Origin of the sequence: Candidatus Erwinia haradaeae, from assembly GCF_900698885.1 — a bacterium.
Lineage (GTDB): Bacteria > Pseudomonadota > Gammaproteobacteria > Enterobacterales > Enterobacteriaceae > Erwinia_E > Erwinia_E haradaeae_H.
In genome coordinates, this window is sequence record NZ_LR217705.1 from 480,450 (window position 1) to 503,669 (window position 23,220).

Annotated in this window: 9 protein-coding genes; 2 read left to right on the plus strand and 7 right to left on the minus strand. The window is 29.9% G+C overall.

The annotated features are described in order from the left end of the window. Positions 1 to 9 precede the first annotated feature (9 nt). Entirely contained in the window at positions 10 to 1,545 is a 1,536-nt protein-coding gene (locus ERCISPPS3390_RS01520) for a 2-oxo acid dehydrogenase subunit E2 (RefSeq protein WP_197095095.1), read from the minus strand. 18 nt (positions 1,546 to 1,563) lie between these two features. Continuing rightward, the gene (gene aceE / locus ERCISPPS3390_RS01525) at positions 1,564 to 4,227 is read right to left on the minus strand and encodes a pyruvate dehydrogenase (acetyl-transferring), homodimeric type (protein WP_197095096.1); all 2,664 of its coding nucleotides are present in this window, start codon (positions 4,225 to 4,227) and stop codon (positions 1,564 to 1,566) included. 1,582 nt (positions 4,228 to 5,809) lie between these two features. Between aceE and ubiD the strand changes: the two genes are divergently transcribed. Both ubiD and fre read left to right on the plus strand, forming a co-directional pair. Next, a complete protein-coding gene (ubiD, locus tag ERCISPPS3390_RS01530; RefSeq protein WP_197095097.1) occupies positions 5,810 to 7,300 on the plus strand; it encodes a 4-hydroxy-3-polyprenylbenzoate decarboxylase in 1,491 nt (496 codons plus the stop codon). A gap of 36 nt (positions 7,301 to 7,336) precedes the next feature. Continuing rightward, the gene (gene fre, locus ERCISPPS3390_RS01535) at positions 7,337 to 8,038 is read left to right on the plus strand and encodes an NAD(P)H-flavin reductase (RefSeq protein WP_197095098.1); all 702 of its coding nucleotides are present in this window, start codon (positions 7,337 to 7,339) and stop codon (positions 8,036 to 8,038) included. 3,250 nt (positions 8,039 to 11,288) lie between these two features. Here fre and hemD read toward each other — a convergent pair. The 5 genes from hemD to tkt form a co-directional block, all read right to left on the minus strand. Beyond that, positions 11,289 to 12,041, minus strand: a complete 753-nt coding sequence (hemD, locus tag ERCISPPS3390_RS01540; RefSeq protein ID WP_197095099.1) for a uroporphyrinogen-III synthase — start codon at positions 12,039 to 12,041, stop codon at positions 11,289 to 11,291. Then, positions 12,038 to 12,979, minus strand: coding sequence for a hydroxymethylbilane synthase (hemC, locus tag ERCISPPS3390_RS01545; RefSeq protein WP_197095100.1), 942 nt, complete (start codon positions 12,977 to 12,979; stop codon positions 12,038 to 12,040). Before hemC ends, hemD begins: the two co-directional genes overlap by 4 nt. Positions 12,980 to 17,430: 4,451 nt before the next feature. Further along, a complete protein-coding gene (fbaA, locus tag ERCISPPS3390_RS01550; protein ID WP_197095101.1) occupies positions 17,431 to 18,510 on the minus strand; it encodes a class II fructose-bisphosphate aldolase in 1,080 nt (359 codons plus the stop codon). An 89-nt stretch (positions 18,511 to 18,599) separates the two neighbouring features. Next, a complete protein-coding gene (locus ERCISPPS3390_RS01555; protein ID WP_197095102.1) occupies positions 18,600 to 19,775 on the minus strand; it encodes a phosphoglycerate kinase in 1,176 nt (391 codons plus the stop codon). Positions 19,776 to 20,902: 1,127 nt separating this feature from the next. Next, a complete protein-coding gene (gene tkt, locus ERCISPPS3390_RS01560; protein WP_197095103.1) occupies positions 20,903 to 22,903 on the minus strand; it encodes a transketolase in 2,001 nt (666 codons plus the stop codon). Between the last annotated feature and the right edge of the window lie 317 nt (positions 22,904 to 23,220).

Genomic DNA, 23,220 nt, shown 5'->3' on the forward strand with positions numbered 1-23,220 from the left:
ATTATAGATTTACATTGCTAGATAGCGAATATCAGATATTGTCTTATTGAGTATAGTAATAAATCGTGCGCCATCGGCCCCATCAATTACACGGTGATCAAAAGATAAAGAAATTGGCATAATTAAACGTGGTATAAATTTATTGTCATTCCAGACAGGCTCTGTTACAAATTTAGAAATGCCCAGGATAGCTACTTCTGGTGCATTGATAATAGGTGTAAAATGAGTTGTTCCTAAACGACCAATACTAGAAATAGTAAAACAACCTCCTTGCATTTCTTTTGCAGTTAACTGATTATTACGTGCTTTTGTAGAAATATTGCTTAACTCATGAGACAGCTCGATAATACCTTTTTTATTGACATCTTTAAGGACCGGGACTACTAAGCCATCTATGGTATCGATAGCTATGCTGACATGGGTGTATTCTTTTAGGATCAGTTTCTGTTCATCTAAAGATAATGAACTATTAAAGCGTGGCATTTTTTTGAGCGCCACAGCAACAGCTTTTATAATAAATACTAGGGGGGTAAGTTTTATGTTTAGATTTTCTTTAAGTGCTATACTGTTTTGTTTTTTTCGGAATTCTTCTAAATCAGTGATATCTACTTTGTCAAAATGGGTAACATGTGGAATCATGAGCCAATTTCTTTTTAGATTTGCACCAGTTTTTTTTTGGATACGACTCATGGATATTTCATTAGTTTTGCCAAATGATGTATAATCAATTATGGGCCATGGCGCTATATTTTGTGCTATATTATTAACTGTGATGATTTTATTAGCATTTGAAGTATTATGTGTTGTATGTTGTATATGTTGCATTAAGTCTTCTTGTAAAATTCTTGATTTATATCCAGTGCCTTTTATATAATCAAGATTAACATTAAATACCCTAGCTAAACGTCGAATAAAAGGTGTGGCATGAATGTATGCTTGATTTTTGATAAATGTGGTTTTATGTATAGAGTGAGTTAATCCTTTTTCTGATGAAGAAGATTCTTTTATATTTTCAATATTAACGATCATCATAAGCATACCAATTGAAATTATCTCCCCATGTTTGATTTTTATCTCGTATACTCTTCCTGAAATAGGGGATTGGATTTCTATTAACTCTTTCTGATTGTCCTCTACTAGAAGTATTGATTCTCTGGCGCTAATATTATGATCGACGGTAACTAAGATTTTAATAACTTTAACTGCATTATCATGAAGTTCTGGTAAATGCAGACCTGTATAGGAGCTTGTCGTCGGTAAGATCTTTGTTTTTGTGGAATGATTTTTTAAAAATTCCCCGGCGCTGGCTTCCTCTGTAACCTCAAAGATCATTATGATCTCTCCGGTATGTATTTTATCTCCTAGGTTGACTTGAATCTCTTTTACTACACCAGATTGTGGAGAGGGTATTTCCATAGAAGCTTTTTCGCCTTCGATAACTAATAGCGGTTGCTCATATTCAATTACATCACCAATCTTTACTAAGATCTCAGTTACTTCAACTAAATCAGCCCCAATATCAGGAACAGAAATTGCAATAGTCATTTTGTATTACCTCTTAAATTAAAGCAAATATGGATTCCTTTTATCAGCGTCAATATTGAACTTTGTAATAGCTACTGATATCTCTTTTTTATTAATGGTATTATTTTTAGCCAATGCAGTTAACGCAGCAATTACTATATAAGTACTATCAATTTCAAAATGATAACGTAGGTTTTTGCGACTATCTGATAAACCAAACCCATCTGTACCCAGTACCCGATAATTATCAGTTGGAATAAAATTTCGAACTTGTTCAGCAAATAACTTCATATAGTCAGTTGATGCTATAGCAGGTGCATTATTCATGATTTGAGTGATATATGGGATTCGTGGTGTTTTAGATGGATGTAACATATTCCATCGTTCACAACACTGACCATCACGAGCCAGTTCGGTAAATGAGGTAACACTATAAACATCAGATCCTATATTATAGTCTCTCTTGAGAATATCTGCTGCTTGACATACGTATTGTAACATAGAACCTGATCCTAATAACTGCACTTTTCCTGCAGATCCTTCTTTGCTATTTAGTTTATATATACCCTTGCAGATGCCATATTCAACTTCTGATGGCATGCTAGGCATATGGTAATTTTCATTTATAGTAGTAATATAATAGTAAATGTTTTCCTGTGCACTGCCATACATACGCAGTAAGCCATGATGAATGATCACCGCTACTTCATAAGCATATGCTGGATCCCAGGATATGCAGTTTGGAATGGTCAGAGCATAGATATGACTATGACCATCTGCATGCTGTAATCCTTCACCATTGAGAGTTGTACGACCTGAAGTGCCACCAATCAGAAATCCACGGGCTTGTTGGTCACCTGCTGCCCACAATAAGTCTCCAATACGCTGAAAGCCGAACATAGAATAATAGATATAGAATGGGATCATGGGCATATTATTTGTACTATAAGATGTCGCTGCCGCTAACCATGAGCAAGCTGCACCTATTTCGTTAATTCCTTCTTGAAGGATCTGCCCTTTTTTATCCTCTCTGTAGTAAGCTACTTGTTCTCGATCTGATGGATTATACTGTTGTCCATGCGGGTTATAGATCCCAATTTTTCTAAACAAGCCTTCCATTCCGAAAGTACGTGCTTCATCCGCAATAATAGGCACTATTTGTTCTTTAAAACTTGCATGCTTTAATAAAATATTTAAGATGCGCACAAATGCTATAGTAGTGGATATTTCTTTGTTTTGCTCAATGAATAACGAGCGAAATTCTTCTAATGGTGGTATTTCTAATTCTTTATAAGCAGTGGCTTGACGCATAGGTAGATATCCACCTAGTTTTTTTCGTTGCTCGTGGAGGTATTTATATTCATCGGAGTCATTTTTAAAGGTTATATAAGGTAAATATTTAATACTTTCATCATCTACTGGAATTTGAAAACGATCTCTAATATAACGCAGTCTGTCTATACTCATTTTTTTTACTTGGTGGGCAATATTTTTCCCCTCAGCTGTTTCACCCATTCCATAACCTTTCACTGTATGAGCAAGAATAACAACTGGTTTATCTTTGTTTTCTTGTGCTTTTTTGAGTGCCGCATAAATTTTTTTTGGATCATGACCACCTCGGTTAAGATTCCAGATTTCATCATCTGTCATATCTTCTACAAGTTTTTTGGTTTCAGGATACTTTCCAAAGAAATGTTTACGTATATAAGAACCATTTTTAGATTTTAAAGTTTGATAATCACCGTCAATAGTTTCATTCATCAAATGGATTAATGTACCACTAGCATCTTTATGCAATAGCTGATCCCAGCCCCCTCCCCAAATAACTTTAATGACTTCCCAGCCAGCTCCAGCAAAAACCCCTTCAAGTTCATTAATAATTTTGCTATTCCCCGTTACTGGTCCATCCAAGCGTTGTAAATTACAATTAATAATAAATACTAGGTTATTTAATTTTTCCCGGCTTGCAATGGTAATAGCACCTTTGGATTCTGGTTCATCCATCTCACCGTCTCCTAAGAACGCATAAACAGTTTGAAACGATGTATCCTTCAGGTTACGGTGGTGAAGATATTTTAAAAATTTAGCCTGATATATCGCTGCCACAGGACCTAGACCCATTGAAACAGTTGGAAATTGCCAAAAATTTGGCATAAGTTTAGGATGGGGATAAGATGGCAACCCCTCTCCATTAACTTCTTGCCTAAAGTTATCCATTTGTTTTTCAGTGATCCGACCTTCTAAAAAAGCACGGGCATATATTCCTGGAGATATGTGACCTTGAAAATAAACTAGATCACCTCCATCTTTTGTGCTGCATGCACGAAAGAAATGATTAAAACAAACTTCGTATATAGTGGCTGCAGATTGGAAGGATGCAATATGACCGCCTAATTCTAAGTTTTTTTTTGACGCGCGTAGCACGGTTATGATTGCATTCCAACGAATAGCAGAACAAATACGATCCTCTAAAATCGTATTACCTGGGTATTCTGGTTCATCCTCTGGAGCAATAGAATTAATATAATTTTTTTCACATGCATGAGCATTGGTTTGAATTCCGTTCTTACTGGCAGCCTTTAGCACTTCATTGATTAGGTATTTAGCACGTTCTGTGCCTTCTTCATGAATCACAGACTCAATTGAATCTATCCATTCTTGGGTTTCAATTGGATCTAAATCATAATTTAGATGTTTTGACATAGATGTATTTCCTGTTATACCTCATCTGTTAAATAGTTAAACATTATAGTTTGATTTTAACTTAGATTAACGCATGAAGATAGGATGGATCCTGTGTGATGATATTTAAGCAAACCATTTTTAGAAAAAATAGATAATAAAATATTACTAGCGCTACTTTTGCCATAATTCGTTGTGATCTTTAGTAGGACCGAACTTAAAATGGAATTATCTTTATCTTATTTCATATGGGGCTCTTTGGTGTTTATATAGTGTCTCTATACGCTTTAACAGGCACATTATTAAAGATATAGTCCATTTCATGATGTTAGTCGTCATTGTAATATAGTATATTGACGTAATATGGTAAAATTACTAAGAAGATTATAGAATTGAAAAATAATCTGTTCATCTAAAAATATTAGTTAATTACTCACCCTTGATCTATACAAATAAATAATTTTATTTAAATAAATACTTATTTATTTTCTTATTTGTGATGCATTGAAATATTTAATTGGTTTTGTGCTATCTATTCTAAATATCTTAGTAGCGTAGGTTTTATTTAAAAGCGCAAGCATTCCTCGCATTTTGACGTAAAAAATAATAGTAATAGCATTAAAAAAAGAAAATCTTTATAGATTTCTCTAGGTTATATAAAATTTTTGTATTAATACTCTCATGTATCATTGTGCCTATATCCGCGTACTTCATAAAGGTATTAGTAATATAAGTTACTATTAGCTTGAATATACTCTCTGAGTATCTTCTTAATGTATGATGCATTTCCTATGTGCCTATTATAGATGAGTGGTAGGTGTCCTTCATGGTTATAAATAATACAATATGTATTTATCTATATTTCATTAAGCTTGGTTTAGTGCTTTGTACCTCAGTTATCGTGTAAACTGTATATTTTTGTTCAATAGTTTTTCTACATGCCATAACTAAAATTTAGTAATAAAGATTATATCAGTTTATATGCATTGCGTACTTTATTAAATCTTTGTGTTCTTTATAGATATTTTTACAGTTTTTAATTTTATTAAAGAGCAATGTTTTCTAACGATATTCTTTAGATGATAGTAGTTTTATAATTAGAAAAATTTTGTTTAGATTTTTTTACATTAGTTATCTATTCTCGATTATTTAAAATTTTAAAGATATATTTGTATATTAAGAAGGTTTAGTATAATTTTAAATTATTATCTATTTTTAATTTTTTATTTTATGATTTATCGATTACATGTGTTCATTATAATTATTTAGTTAGTTACAGTAATATGGGTTATTTTAAAAAAACCAGTATTATGATATTGTATCATTAATAAGCAATCTATGATATTAGAGAGTAGTTTATAAAAGATTACAGCTCTTTCAAATTAAAAAATGTACTATTATAGTACTATTATAGGTATAGGATTACAGGCATGTAATTACCTAATAAATTTAAGTATATATTGATGTATAAAATTTTTTAAGGGATGGGATTTTTAATTACTTTTAATATGAAAACTTTATAAATTTTATAAATACCTTATGTATTTTGTGGTGGATACTTTAATTTATCACTGTTTACCAAGTAGTATTTTATTGGAAAATTATGAAATATAAAGATTTAAGAAGTTTTCTTTTTCTACTGGAAGAACGTGGAGAATTAAAACGTATTCAACAAGAAATTGATCCTAATCTCGAAATGACTGAGATTTCTGACCGCACCTTACGTATGCATGGTCCGGCATTGCTTTTTGAAAACCCGAAAGGATATACCATGCCAGTGCTGTGTAATTTATTTGGGACATTAGGTCGCGTGGCATTGGGAATGGGGCAGGTTGATCAGTATTCTTTACGCGATATCGGAAAGCTTATGGCTTTTCTTAAAGAACCGGAGCCGCCACAAGGGTTGGGTGATTTTTTAAAGAACATACCACAGTGGAAGCAAGTTCTTAATATGCCAACTAAACGCGTTCAGACTGCGCTTTGTCAACAACAGATTTTGCAAAATGAAGAAGTTGACTTAAGATGTCTGCCTGTTATGAGATGTTGGCCAAATGATGTCGCGCCATTAGTAACTTGGGGGTTAACGGTAACACGTGGTCCACATAAAACAAGGCAAAATCTAGCTATTTATCGCCAACAGGTTCTTGAAAAAAATAAGTTAATTATGCGATGGTTACCACATCGTAGCGGTGCATTAGACTTTCAAGCATGGTGTCATGTTCATGCTAAAAAACGATTTCCAGTTTCTGTAGTATTAGGCGCTGATCCGGCAACAATGCTAGGTGCTGTTATTCCAGTGCCGGATAAATTATCAGAATATGCTTTTGCTGGTTTGCTGCGTGGTAATAAAACTGAAGTTGTAAAGTGTATTTCAAATGATTTAGAAGTTCCAGCCAGATCAGAAATTATATTAGAAGGATATATTCAACCAGGAGAGGTGGCTCTAGAAGGACCTCATGGAGATCATACTGGATACTATAATGAAGTGGATAGTTTTCCAGTATTTACCGTTACTCATGTAACGCAACGCTATAAAGCCATTTATCATTCTACTTACACTGGCCGCCCTCCGGATGAGCCTGCTATTTTAGCTATAGCTTTCAATGAAATATTTATACCGCTGCTTCAGCAACAGTTTCCAGAAATTATTGATTTTTATATGCCATCAGAAGGATGTTCTTATAGATTAGCTGTAGTGACTATTAAAAAGCAATATCCTGGACATGCAAAATTTGTAATGATGGGCATTTGGTCATGCCTGCGCCAATTTATATATACTAAATGTATTATTGTATGTGATAATGATATTAATCCTCGAGATTGGAATGATGTTATTTGGGCAATAACCACTCGTATGGATCCAGCTCGCGATGTAGTTATTATAAATAACACACCAATTGATTATCTTGATTTTTCTTCGCCTGTATCAGGTCTTGGATCAAAAATAGGAATAGATGCTACTAATAAATTAACGGGGGAAACTCAACGTAAATGGGGGTCTCCTATTAAACAAGATCCTGTTGTAACTTCTCGCATTGATGCACTGTGGAATGAATTAAATATATTAAAAAATACTAATCTCTATTACAATTAATAGTCATAATATTATCATTACTTGACAGAGGAATTAGTGCCAACTTTAAGTTGTAAAATTGCCTCAGTAGAGGCAATAACTAATACTATATATCGCGTTCGATTAACTCCAGAGTCTTATGTTGTTTTTCGTGCAGGTCAGTATTTAACACTGAAAATAAAAGATCATGCTCACTTATCATTCTCTATTGCCTCAACACCAATGGAAAAAGATGTCATTGAATTGCATATCGGAGGTACTGAGCTGAATTCTTCTATTATATCAGCGATAGAGTATATACAGAATAATAAAAAGATTATTGTTGACATGCCCCATGGTCGTGCTTGGTTGAGGGAGGAAGATGATTTTCCATTGATATTGATTGCAGGTGGGACAGGTTTTTCTTATATCCGATCTATTTTATTTACAGCACTTGCACGTAAATCGGATAGGTGTATTTCTGTGTACTGGGGCGGACGTGAGATCCAGCACCTTTATGAGCTAAACAGTCTCAATAAATTACTGCTCGAGTATTCTCATTTAAAGATTTTCCCTGTCCTTGAGAGACCTACATATGGCTTTTGTGGTCGAGAGGGTACTGTTATAAGTGCTGTCATGAAGGATTATAGTTTTTTATATGGACATGCTATATATATTGCGGGGCCTGTGAATATGGTCAAAAAAGCGTATATATGCCTTTGCGCAGAACGAGGAGCTAATTCATCACTTATTTTTGGAGATGCTTTGGCATTTATTTAATACGCAAAGCAAAAAATCTATATTTTTAAGTTAACCTATTAAATAGGTGCTCTGTAATACTTTAATGAATAACACAAATTTTTATATAAAGAAAATTATCCTATATTTAGAAATATTTGGTGCATAACTAGATGTATAGCTTATATAATAAAATCAGAATTATTTGTAAAGTCATGTTATATGTTATTTTTAATATGGTATGTAAAACACTTTCATAAGTATCTCAAGCATGTCATGTGTATATAGAAAAAGATGATATTAGCCATAAAACTAGATTAATTTAGAGGCAATTGACAAATAAGGCTATTGTCACCAAAGATCGCAAGAATATATTGATCTCAACTAATAAGGATAGATTAATCTATTTCTAATAGATTGTCGTTAATAAGATAGAGAGAACTTTCTCTACATCTCTACGTATTAAGATCATAACATGTAATAATGGTACGACATCTAATTTTATCAAGAGTTTTGGATTGAGCTATGGATTAATAATAGATGTATCTTTTTATACCGATTATCAATCTGTATAAATAGAATACTATTGATGACCGATGATTTAAAAATTTATTCAGATCTATGTTGAGTAGATAATTTTTGAATATAAAATATGGTGTATTTGTATATTCTGTAAATTTTTACAAAATTTTATTATTTTAATTTTTGTTTTTCTGAATTATAATTACCATCCTAAATTTTGGATGGGTATGTTATATACTTGGTATATCGAATAATAAAAATTATTTCCAAGACTCATTATAAGATATCATAGAGATGTAATACTAATAAAAATATTACTGCGTTTAATTTTAGATTAGTTAAACTTATTCTATAAGATGATACTCTTCAGTTTAGTTAGATTCAGTAAACTAAAATAGTGATATGTATCTGCATAGACATCAGAGGGATTCACATTTTTACTTATCATAAATAAAAATTAGTTAGCATACCAATAAAAAGTGGAAAAAGCAAAATATTTTTAATAATTTCTTGTGATACTACAATCTTATATGTATGCAGGTGGTGTAAGTTATTGCAATAATAGAAACGGTAACGTTAGTTCTGTTAGTAAAGTTCTGAATTCATTGGGGATGCTGGATATAAAATATTTTCAATACTACCTGCAGATGATATGTAATTGGAAGTACGTAGAAATAATATTTTCAGTGAAAAGTATTTTTTTTAATTATAACAAATGAAGCTATTATATACTGATGATCTAAGGGTTGGCTAAATAATGGTTCGCATGTTAGCTAGGAGTATTTTGTTATTATAAATAACCAATCTTTAATACAATATCGAGAACAAATTCACCATAGCAGAGTGGTGATGGTTAGATGAAATTAGAAATGAATAAAGACTTTTTTAAAATACTATATGTAAATAATAAAATATAGTATAATATTAGATTTATAGTTTTTTTGTATATTAATTTTTTCATTAACATACTGTAATAGTAATCATTTGAATGAGTTTTAATATAAAAATATACAAATAATTTTGTTATTTTTAACATAAAGTATAGTGTCAGCATAAAAGTAAAAGCTGCGGTATTTCTAAAAAATTATACATAGAGGCTCTTGGATAGGGATATTGACTTCATAATAGTTAAGACCTGTATAGAATTACAGTAATACTATTAATGATTCTAAATAAGAGATAATAAAATTATATTTTACTAAAAATTTTATCTTAGTTAAGATAAAAGTATTTTTTATACAGCGTATATAGTGAAAAATTCTAGTTAGTACGTTTTAAATACTAGAGTAAAATAAATTGATTCATCGAAGTCTATTTAGGTGCTTCACTGAATACGTTCAAAATTAAGTAGTTTTAGCCGAAAATACAATGGGGTAAATACCTGATCTTCATGAAAGCATAACTAAATATTCTGGACTTTTATTTTTTCTATTAATTTCAATAGGCTTATATATCACATGAAAGCATTTGGATAAGGTGTTATCTAAAAATTATACGAAAACTATTAGATTTTTTGCACGGGTCAATCATCTAAAAATTTTACAATTGTTTATAGCAAATGAGATAATTTGGTTAAGTTAACGATTGTTATATTTATTCTAAAATATTATATTTTTATAGTTTTTTATTTTCTCAACTCTTTTTTTAGAAAATTTATAGAACATTTTAAGAAAGATTTAATTTTATTTTTTTACATAGATGCATTTATTTAGGTTAATTAATACCTAAACAATTAGGCAAGTGTCTAAGACAAACAAAATGATTTGTGAGACGAGGTGTTCGAAAACTTATTTGATAAGGTCTTATCATAGCTTAATATTATGCAGCTTGTTTTAAGCAATCTATATAAAAAGATGATATATTAATAATAATTTATTTATTTAGATTGAAGCATGTCATCAGTAATAGTGTGTAACACTATTACTGATGACATGCTTCATTATGATATTCATTTTTACTAATATTAATAGCATTACTAGGATTCACTTTTCTCAACAAAAATATATATTTTTATTGATTATATATTTTGATATTTATGGTAAAAGTGTTAATAAATAACACTATTCTATAATAGAACACTAGACTATATACAGATATTTTATGTATAGATTAATATAACGATTAAAATAAATAAGGATCGCATTAATCAAAAGAGCACTACTAAAAACATATATAATTTTATTTAATATTATACCTTATGGTTATATAAGGGTAAGAATCGATATTCATATAAAATTTTTTTAGCTATACTAAGGGATAATTTAATATAAGTTATTGATTTTTAAACATGTATTTGGTACTTCTAAGTTTTTTCTTAGTAATTTATACTCAGTAATTCTCTATTTTTAATAGAAATTACTTTTCGTGAGTTATTGTTAGAGCATATAAGGATAGTATGTGTATGTGAATATAAATAGAAATATAAAGTATTTTCATGTATATTAGATATAATAGGTATTAAGTAAAATAAATTTAATGGTTTAGATAAGTAAAAATTTAAAATAATGTATTGATAATAGTGATCTTAAATGGTTCAAATATTGAATTATTGATATAATTGATACATAATTCCTTTTTTTTAAAATTGATATTATAATTACATTGTGGTATTTGTAATAAATGTTTAGATTAGTTACAGTTAGCCTTCTAAATTAAATAAAATGTATTCTGATGTTAGTGATAAGTAAATGTACTATTCAGTGCGAATAATAAAAATCTATAAATATTTTTATAAAAATATTTATAGATTTTTAAAACTTTTAAGAGACCTTCAATAAGTATAAGTCAAAATAAAGTTTAATAATGTATTATTATCTGAGCCATGAGAAACATAAATGTCTTTCCATCCGAGTATCTTAGCTAAGATCTTTAAGCGTTCACTGACAACTATCAGTCGACATTTTAGTAACCATTCTTTTCTATCTGTATCTGTAAATAAACAGTGTAATTGCATTAACATTTCACCACTAGTTACTATTAGTGTATCTATTCCCTTTTGACGCCAGCGTTTTCCTTCTTTTTCACCATGATAGAATTTCTCACAACGTCGGTAGCATTCAATTAGTTCCACTTGTGCGCCATAGCCTAGCAAAGTATTTTGAAGTAAATTTCTTCCGCCATTACCACGTAAAATCAAAATATTTTTACCTTTTATAGCTTGTGCAGATAAAGCCTGGATAAGTGTTTCGCTAGTTTCTTGTTGATTTGGGCAGAAAATTTTATATCCAGTGGCAGCATGAAATGCTATGGCTGTACTACGTCCAATGGCATAATAGTTTAATATTTTAGGCCATGATATATCTTTACTTGTTAAAATAAGTTCAGCATAATGAATAGCATTTCGCGAAAGAATCAAGACTAGATCTCCTTTGCCCAGTGCTTGAAGTCGCATAGGAAGTGTTCTGAGCTGAGATCCAGGAAAAAATTCTATAAGTGGGAAAGCCCAAGCTTCTCTTCCTAGCCTTCGAAGATATCCAACCAGCTCATTTGCTGATGGTGTTGGGCGAGTAACTAAGATATTCATGCTAATAAGGTTCCACGAGTTATAGAATCAAGGATTTCGCGAGCTCCACTATTTAATAAATTCTCTGCTAATAATGTACCAATTTTTTCAGCATCTACTCGAGATCCTCGATATTCTCCGCGTATTATCTGTGTCCCATCCAATGAACTTACCAGCCCGCGTAACCAGAGTGTATCACCTTCTAATACAGCATAGCTACCTATAGGTACATGACAACCGCCTGCTAGCCGAGCATTCATGGCTCTCTCTGCTTTTACACGATCTTCTGTATCAGGATGATTTAAAGCGGTAAGTAAATTTATTGTGCTCAAATCATCTAGTCGGCACTCGATTCCTATTGCCCCCTGACCAACGGCAGGTAGAGACTCTTCTATCGGTATGGCTTGTCGAATACGGTGAGTTAGGTTTAGTCTTTTTAATCCAGCTACAGCTAAAATAATAGCATCATATTGGCCAGCATCTAGTTTACTTAGACGGGTTCCTACATTTCCTCGCGCTATTTGTATTAATAGATCTGGACGCCGCGAATGTAGTTGACACTGACGCCTCAAGCTTGATGTGCCAATAATTGCATTGGGTGGCAGTAAATTTATAGATGAATATTTATTTGATACAAATGCATCATGCGCTGCTTCACGCTCACAGATGCTGACTAAGCCTAATCCTTTCGGAAAAGTCATCGGGATATCTTTAATTGAGTGCACAGCTATATCAGCATGGCCTAATAATATAGCGCGTTCTAATTCTTTTACAAATATTGCTTTACCACCCATCCTGGTGAGCGCGGTTTCAAGCATGAGATCCCCGCGTGTCATAACCGGAACCTGTTCTACGCAAAGACCTGGATGATGTAAAAGTAAATTCTCTTGAACATGTTGCGCTTGCCATAAGGCTAACGGACTCTGTCTTGTAATAATTTTAAAAATTTTATCTGACATGTTTGATACCATTAAAATCAAATACTTATGACATCACCAATTTTTAACAGGACTACTAGTCGATAAGAGAGTAGAATATGTGTATTCAATAAATTTGAAAGTGCCGATATTTAGCAAACAAAATTTATTTCATAAATAGCGTATATATTCTTCAATAACTTTATATTAATATGAAAAGTTCAATCAACTATTACAGCCACATTAAAATCTAAAGTAAAAGAGAGGTGAAATAATCTGAGTTAATAGAGATTGGCTCGTTATTTTTAAAACCAATCAAATGAGTTTAAGTTTGATTTTTATTTATAACATATAGAATTTTTATAAAAATAGCAAAGAATCTACTCTATCTAATCTGGTGTTAATGAAAATCACAATCATTATAAATTATAATGTAGGTATATATTATCATTTACATATTATATTTCTATTGTATCGTGAAATGGGATGATAGTTAGATGTGTATCTATTAGGTATTTTATTGGTTATTTTATCTGGCATGAGATTATTAATCTATCCTCTTATGCTCATGTAGTATTTTACTTAAAAAATAATATAATTAATATATTTTTAGAATAAGGTAAAATAGTAGTAAGTATTACTATACTGAATAAGTTTGATTTTCTTTCAATATTTTTTATCTTTATTCTATATAGAAATGAAACATTGATTAAGAATTTCATTAAATAGGTACTTTTCTATGTTCTATATTAAGAAGAGATAATTTGTTATTTTGTTTTAGATTTTTTAATTTTTATAATTTTTCTTAATTAATACTAAGAATAGTAACTCAAAGTTATCTAATCTATTTATTTTATATAAAAATTATATTTTAAGATTCTTGTAGAATATATTGCCACAATTAATATTCGATAGTTTAGGATGTAATCCTCTATTATATATAGGATATAATCCACTACTCTGAAACGATTAATTATAAAATAAAAAGTTGTTATTTTATGATCTTTAATTATTTTATAATTATTATTAACTATATATTCTTCAATGATATTATCAATCACTTCTATAAGTTATTTTAATGCGAATTTTTATTCTGTACGGTTAATAATAGTTAGGTTTTATATTTAGATATAGATAATAATGTGAGTATATGAAATATATATTTGCAGTACACTTTACGTTGAACTAAAAGATTGAAAACGAATTAAATGTTGATACTGTAATTTGAGTTATTTAATTAGCGCAAGCTCATCTATAATGCATAAGAAATTAATAGAACAAAAGGTGCTTTCTAAATTTCTTTGATGTTTAACTTAACTAGAATGTTATGTATCCTGTATATTAATATAATTAAAACCTTTATGCTAAAAGTAATATTAGTTGTTTATTAGAGGTAAATTTATATTGAACTTAATCTTTATAATTTCTTATGTTATAATGATTACTTCTAGATATATATATTAAGAATAATGGGAATCTTTTAAATCTTTAGAGAAAGCTTTTATGTTATATTTTATAATGCATAATATGTGGTAATTAGACGATCTTTCTTTCTGTAGCGCTATTAATGCGTCTATTATAACTACTATGGTAAAATTCAGCTTGATGTTTTAGGTATATATTATAATTATAATGTAAGTTACTTGAACATATTAAAATTTTTATTATTTCTCAGGATTAAAACATTAATTTCATTAGAATTATATTCATACGTTTAAATATTAGCAATTATTTTCTGTATTCTTGAAAATAAAATACGTACAATATGTATTTATATTAGTTTTTTGTAGAAAATTTTTACAAAATTATACATAGTATTTTTTCTAAAAATTTTATATTGTATTTTTTATTGTAAAACATGCATTTAGTCTTTTTTGTTACAGGATTTTATTATCAATTTTATTAAGTTCTAAATGTAACTTAAGAGTATGCAAATAATCTAAATATTAGACAGGGGAAAAATCAATTAGATTATGGCAATAAAAATAATTAAAATACTATTTTTTTTTATTATAGTTACTGGTTTTATTGGGTGCGGTCTCAAAGGTTCGCCTGATGTTTCTAATAAATTTATACAAAACTATTTTTATAGTTGGATAAATTATTGAATTTATGTATCACTATCAGTGATAGTGTGATTTTAATTTCTCTAACAAGAAAGATTCAGTGCTTACTGATTAAGTCATAAAGATTTTGAATATATTGAAAATTTATTTTTAAAAATACATAGTATTGGAAATGATTTTATGTTTGTTAAAATGATCGTACTAAATATTTATTTTTCCAGACTTACTTCGCCGCTTTTTTAATCGCCATTCTAGAATAGATTTTGATTAGTTACTAATCATTAATCCGTCCGTCGATTCTGATGTGGAGTTTTATTGATAAATCTTGAGTGCTAATGGTGATAAAGTACTAAAATATAGTAATTAATTTCGTTTTTTATCAGCTTGATTAAGTTTCACGGTCTAACAAATAAACAGAATAGCTGTGTTAGTAGCTAAATAGATTGCATGCTGTTACATATAATTTTAGATAAAATAATATCTGTGTGTATTAGAAGAGAAATGGTTCGTCAAAAAATATCTCCTTTTATGTCAAGAAGAAAAAATGTATATGTCATTTATATTTCTGAGATTAGTGTTTTATATGGGGTGGTATTGATTAGTAATCTATATTATATAATATCAGTGGATAATATAAAACAGCTTTTATTAATGAGTTAAACGGAGTTCAATTGTAAGCCATTAGTTTTTGCAATATAAGCGCATATTATTTTTTATGGCAGTGATCCTATTTTAAGTATGTTTTTTGCGTGTTTTTAAGCCTCGATTAGATAAAACCTTATCATCTTGTCATAGAGTCTTATGTAGTAGGTTTTGTTGGTATTTAATAAGAAATTTTAAAAGACACGGTTCGAGTGAACTTACTTACCCAATCATTAAAAATTTTTTAGACAGGAAAATGGATACCCTTCGTATATGAATGGATCTGTTACGTAAGCGTTGGTATAATAAGTATATTTTTATCTAAAAAGTATCCTATGTAAGATTTAAAAAGATTTAAAATAATTTTTATTATGTAAGAAAATGATTTCCAAAAATATATTATAATAAAAAATATATTTTGAATATCAAGTAATTCATTTAAGGTCTATATCACATGATTGAGTATTTTGCTTATAAATTTACATTTTAAAATATGCTTGATGGAAATATAACTTATACTTATATTTTTTCATTAATATATGAAACAAATTTGTATAATATTGCTAATTTTAATATTTTTCTAGGTAATTTTCTAAGTTATATCAGTATATCACTGGTCGTATAATACAAGATATATGAAAGTTATTTATAAAATATGAAATGAATCCTAGATAAAGTTTTTAGCATTTTTTTAGATTATATTTATAATCGACATTACGCTTAATTTGAGTTTGATAATACATCATACACATATAATAGAATTAGTGCTTAGTATTTAGATACGATTTTATAGATAGATTTTGTTTTGCAAGGTATTCTTAGTGCATATATACCAAATACGATTATGTTAATAAAGGTTTAACTATTTTATAATAAAAGCTTATAATTATTAACCTAGATTGATTGTAGTTTACTAAAGGCGTAAATTGATAACATGTAATGTTATCTAATAATATAGTATGTTATACGCCAAACTAGTTAAATTTTATTTTAAATATAGTTAGTAAAATAATTTTAATATATACGGTTTCCTAATATTTAGCTTTGTATTGTTAATATCAGTAATATCAGATTAGATGATCTCTAATTGTTGTTAGAGATTTAAGGATAAAAATTTTTATTATTTTTGTTGTTACCTTATCGTGAAATATATCAGATGAAGAGGTTTTATATGCCCATCTTTTTAAGATGAACATCGATATTATGTAAATTGTTTTTATTTGATATGTTTATAGTTTTATCAAGATTATAGAAATAATGATTTATTTTTATGATTATTAAGTGTATTTTAATTGGATGTTTCGAATCAAAATTCTAGAATATCAGATTCAAATGATTCTGTATTTTAAATATTAAGAATATAATAAAATCTAATTTTTTTATTTAAGTGGCATTGTTTTTGTCTATATGTGTTTTAGTAACAGTATGTGTTACGCACTTAGCTTTTATCTAAAATATGTATGTAGTTTTATAGATGCAGTATGTGATCGATATGTAATATGCTGTTCATAGCAGTGTTGCATCAATAACGAATGCTTGAAAGGCTTTCATAGAAAAAGCCATAAAAACTGTATGTTTTATAAACATAGAGTTATTGTATTACAAATACTAAATTATATTGAGAGATTTTTTGAACATGAATTCATCTAATACTCTAGATATAGTTAATTGTTATACGTATATATTTTATACGTGTTCATTTTGTAAAATATTTTAAATCAAGAACTATATTTATTTCATAATATAGAAATATATACGTACTGTTTTGATTAATAATTAAGTTATTTATAGTACGTTGATAGAATTTACATCTTTAAATGTTTGCTCTAGTCTACTAATTACAGAAGTTTGTGAAGCACGTAACCATTTTCGTGGATCATAAAATTTTTTATTCGGTTGATCATTTCCTTCAGGATTTCCAAGTTGTTTGTTTAAGTAATCTTTATTATTAGTATAATACTGAAGAACACCTTGCCAAGACGCCCACTGCGCATCTGTGTCGATATTTATTTTTACTACCCCAAACCGGATAGATTCTTGAATATCAATAACAGACGATCCAGAACCACCATGAAATACAAAATTTAGTGGATTATGTTGTAAATTGTATTTTTTCTGAATGAATTCTTGGGAATCGCGAAGAATTATTGGTTTTAATTTTACATTACCAGGTTTATAAACACCATGGGTATTACCAAATGAAGCCGCTATGGTAAAATGTGTGCTGATTTTGCTGAGCGCATTATAGGCATACTCAACATCTTCTGGATGGGTGTACAATGTAGAGTTATCTATATCAGTATGATCAACTCCATCTTCTTCACCGCCAGTACATCCTAGCTCAATTTCTAAGGTCATAGAAATTTTTGACATACGTTTTAAATATTTACTAGAAATATCAATATTTTTTTCTAAAGATTCTTCAGATAAATCAATCATATGAGAAGAAAACAAGGGTTTGCCAGTGCGATTGAAATGGTTCTCACCCGCGTCTAAAAGCCCATCTACCCATGGTAATAATTTTTTAGCACAATGGTCAGTATGTAAAATCACCGGTATACCGTAGTGTTGAGCCATTAAGTGTACATGATTTGCACCTGCAATGGCACCTAAAATAGCTGAACTGTGCGCGTTTTTCGATAATAATCCTGTTCCGGAAATAAATTTCGCGCCATTATAAGAAAACTGAATAATTACGGGAGCGTTTACTTTTGCAGCTGTTTCTAAAACTGCATTGATAGAGCATGTATCTATACAGTTAACAGCAGGCAATGCAAAGTTATTTTTTTTTGCTATTTGAAAAACTGTTTGTACGTCGTGACTATTGAGAACACCTGGTTTTACAAAATCCAAAATTTTATACATATTGATTTCTCCTAATGCATATCTTTTCTAGGCGTTAATAATATATTATTACCATAATAAAAATTAAAATAAATGTTCAAGTATATGTACTACCTATGAGAGAGATTATTTGCACGTTCTTTTAAAATAGAAACTGCGGGTAGTTCTTTACCGGCCACAACTTGTAAAAATGCACCACCACCAGTTGATATGTATGAAATTTTATCTTGAATTTTAAATAAATCGATCGCTGCTAGTGTATCACCTCCACCTGCAATAGAAAATGCATTACTATCTGCAATAGTATGTGCAATTATTTCTGTTCCGTGACGAAAATCAGGATGCTCAAATAAACCAACAGGACCATTCCAGAGAATAGTTTTTGCACTTTTTAATAATTTAACCATTAACAGTTCGGTTTGATTCCCAAGATCTAAAATTTCTTCATTTTTTTTCACTTCAGAGATTTTTTTTATGACAGATATAGAAGTTTTAGAGGATCCTGTTTTAACACGAACGTCTATAGGTATTGATATAGAAAAATTATTACGCAGTGTTCTAGCAATCGGTAAATAGTCTGGTTCATAGAGTGATTTCCCTACCTGATTATCTATAGCAATAAAAGTATTAGCGATACCCCCGCCAACAATGACAGTGTCTGAAATTTTAGCTAGTACGCGTAATATATCAAACTTCGTAGATATTTTAGATCCGCCAATTACAGCTACCATTGGACGTGCAGGATTTGTGAGGACTTTTTCTAACGCTTCTAGTTCTGCTAATAATAGTGGTCCCGCGCAAGATGTTAATGCAAACTGACTAACCCCGCATGTTGATGCTTCTGTTCGGTGCGCTGTACCAAAAGCATCCATTACAAATATATCGCATAGCGCGGCATATTTACGTGACAGATGCGGATCATTATTTTTTTCTCCTTTATTAAATCGAACATTTTCTAAAACAATAATAGTTTTTTTCTCTGAGTGGATACCATTCAAATAGTCTGCGTTCAATGTGACCTGATCTTTTCCGAATTCTGACTTCAGATAGTTTACTACTGGTAGTAGAGAGAAATGTTTATCATATTTTCCTTCAGTAGGGCGACCAAGATGAGAGGCAATTATAACGCTAGCGCCTTTTTTTAATGCTAGTTGAATTGTTGGCAGTACTGCGCGAATGCGCGCAGCAGATGTTACAATGCCTGACTGGATTGGTACATTCAAGTCGGCACGTATTAAAACGCGCTTGCCTATCAGATTTAGCTCATTCATAGTAATAATGGACATAAAAACCTCCTTACAATGTTAATTACATAATTATACATAACTATATTTGGTCAAAAAAAAATCATTATAATTATTATGCACCATTATATATAAGAAATATGACTAATCATTGTGTAAAGCAGTGATGAAAATTAGATATAAAGAGACTTGATTATTTTTAATAGATACTTAGATACTGATTTTTTTATTTTTACTATTTTTACGCGAATCCATATTTTGGTTAACAATAGGTCATCTGACTATGTTATTTTTGAGTAAATATTATAAATTTTTTAAAATAATTTTTTATCAATAGCATTGAAACTATTTTTTATGATTTTAGTCAATAAAATATTACATCAATACAATTTCAGTCTTAACTATTACATGATAAAATATCAATGTGTAACATAATTGCTCTAATTTACGATCAAGATAACTACTAATTTATACTCTATAAATAATTGATTATAATAAGTTATGTATAATACATCTAGTAAGTAGATAGAACTAAGAGATGGATTATATTTGTCGATGCATTGCTGTAGCTCAAGAAAAACAAATATTTGTAAAAATAATCCATATTATTGATTATTTCTTAAGAAGGGCGCTGGATTTTCCTATTTCTGGCAGAATTAAACTAATGATATATACCGATATAGAAGTTGAAAATTTTTAATAAATCTATAAAGATATTAATCTCTTTTAAGTATATCTACTCTTATAGAGAAGATTTAGATCATCTTAAAGTTATAAGAGTATTTTTTTAAAAAAACTAAGAATATTATTCATACTTTTAGTGTTAGCCTTACTATGGATAAGATGCAATATACAGAGATATCTATCAGGTATTTTTTGATTATAACAGAAATAGTTTTATTTTAAAAATAATATAAAACAGCACTATTAACATTTATTAAATTTGTACTATGGAATAAGATAATATTAAGTAACATCCGTAGAATCTGTCACTTCGTTAGGAGTGAGTTATAAAATTTTACATAGTAGTTTATTATAGCATTTAAGTTTTAGCATATTTAAAATATTGGCGTTACTGTACATTCTTGAAAAGAAAATAGAGAAAAAATCAAGAAAAATTTATATTTAGAGATGTATTGAGATTAAGAATATTCTGATTGATTTTATGCTTAAGAGAGTGACAATAATTTTTTAGTTTTCGTGATTATATTTTGAATATTAAAACCAAATAATGAAAATAATTCTACGGCTGGTCCTGATATACCAAATGTAGTCATAGCAATAATGATACCATCAAGTCCAGTGTATTTTGACCAAAAGCCTTCAATACCTGCTTCAATTGCTATACGTGCCGTAATATGTTTTGGTAATACCAATTCACGATAATCAGATTCTTGCATATCAAAGGTGTCAGTAGATGGCATGGATACGACACGTACTTTATATCCTTCCTCTGTTAACTGTTTATGTGCAATTACCGCTAACTCCACCTCAGATCCAGTAGCTATAAAAATTATTTGCGGAGAACCAAGGCAATCTTTTAGTATATAACCACCGCGAAAAACATTAGATAACTGTGCAGTTGTTCGCGTTTGCTGTGGTAAATTTTGGCGTGATAAAATTAATGCTGTCGGTCCGTTATTACGCTCTACTGCATATTTCCATGCAATTGCACATTCTACTTGATCACAAGGGCGCCAGGTGCTCAGATTCGGTGTGAAACGTAAGCTTGCTAATTGTTCAATGGGTTGGTGCGTTGGACCATCTTCACCTACTCCAATGGAGTCATGGGTATAAATCATAATATGTTGGATTTTCATCAATGCCGCCATGCGTACAGCGTTTCGAGCGTATTCAACAAACATAAGAAATGTAGCAGTATATGGTAAAAATCCACCATGTAAAGAGATTCCGTTAGCAATAGCAGTCATTCCAAATTCACGCACTCCAAAATGTATGTAATTACCTGTTATATATTTATTAATAGATTTTGATCCAGACCACATTGTGAGGTTACTAGGTGTGAGATCAGCAGAGCCGCCGAGATATTCTGGTAATAATGTTCCAAAAGCTTCAATAGTTTTTTGAGAAGCTGTGCGACCAGAAATATTGCTTGGGTTATTTTGTAAGTTTTTAATAAATTCTTGTGATTTACAATTCCAATTTAATGGTAACTTCTTATTTACTCGTCTTTGAAATTCTTTCGCTAATTCAGGAAAAGCATCTGAATAAGCTAAAAATTTTTCATTCCATAAATCCTCTTTTTTTTGACCAGACTCTTTTGCATCCCAGGATTCATACATATATTGTGGTATTTTAAATGGTTCATATTTCCAATTTAATTGTTTACGAGTCAGCGCAATTTCTTTCTCTCCGATCGGTGATCCGTGAACATAGTGCGTGTTACTTTTATTTGGAGAGCCAAACCCAATAATAGTTTTGCACATTAAAAGGGACGGTTGATTATCAATTTCTTTAGCTTCTTTAAGTGCTTGATGAATTATATTGGGATCGTGACCATCTATATTAGGCAGTACATGCCAATCATAAGATTTAAAGCGTTGCGCTGTATCATCAGTAAACCAACCTGTGATTTTTCCATCAATAGAAATATTATTTTGATCATAAATTACTATTAATTTTCCTAATTTTAAAGTACCTGCTAATGAACAAGATTCATGAGAAATACCTTCCATCATGCAACCATCACCCATAAAGACATAGGTATAATGGTCTACTATGTTATAACCAGGACGATTAAATTGAGCTCTTAGTGTATGTTCTGCAATTGCCATACCTACAGCGTTAGCTATTCCTTGACCAAGGGGCCCAGTAGTGGTTTCCACACCTATGGTGTGCCCATATTCAGGATGACCAGGAGTTTTTGAATGTACTTGACGAAAATTAGCTATCTCGCTCATTGGTAAGTTATAGCCAGTAAGATGCAGTAGACTATAAAGTAACATAGAAGCGTGTCCGTTAGAAAGAATAAAGCGATCACGATTAACCCAAGATGGGTTCATGGGGTTATGATTTAAAAAATCACGCCATAAAACTTCTGCAATGTCAGCCATACCCATCGGTGCGCCTGGATGACCAGATCTAGCTTTTTGTATTGCATCTATACTTAATATACGAATAGCATTGGCCATTTCTTTACGAGAATACATTCTTACTCCAAATTACATTGAATGTTACTTAGCACTTAAATTGATTTTTCATGTTACACAGATTCAAGTAAGTTAATAAAGAGAATTATTAAACCAGGAACATATAAAACATATAAAATATTAAGAATATAACAGATTTAGTGATATTACAATCTACCATTAATAGTATAAGCAAATTATTGTCAAATAAATAAATTTAGGATGTATTATTATTTATAATATGTCTTTTTATTCGCGAATACTGAAGTATTATACATATAATAGATAAGCATTTTAAATCAAAAAGAAAAATCTATTTTATCTAAAAGATTATCTAA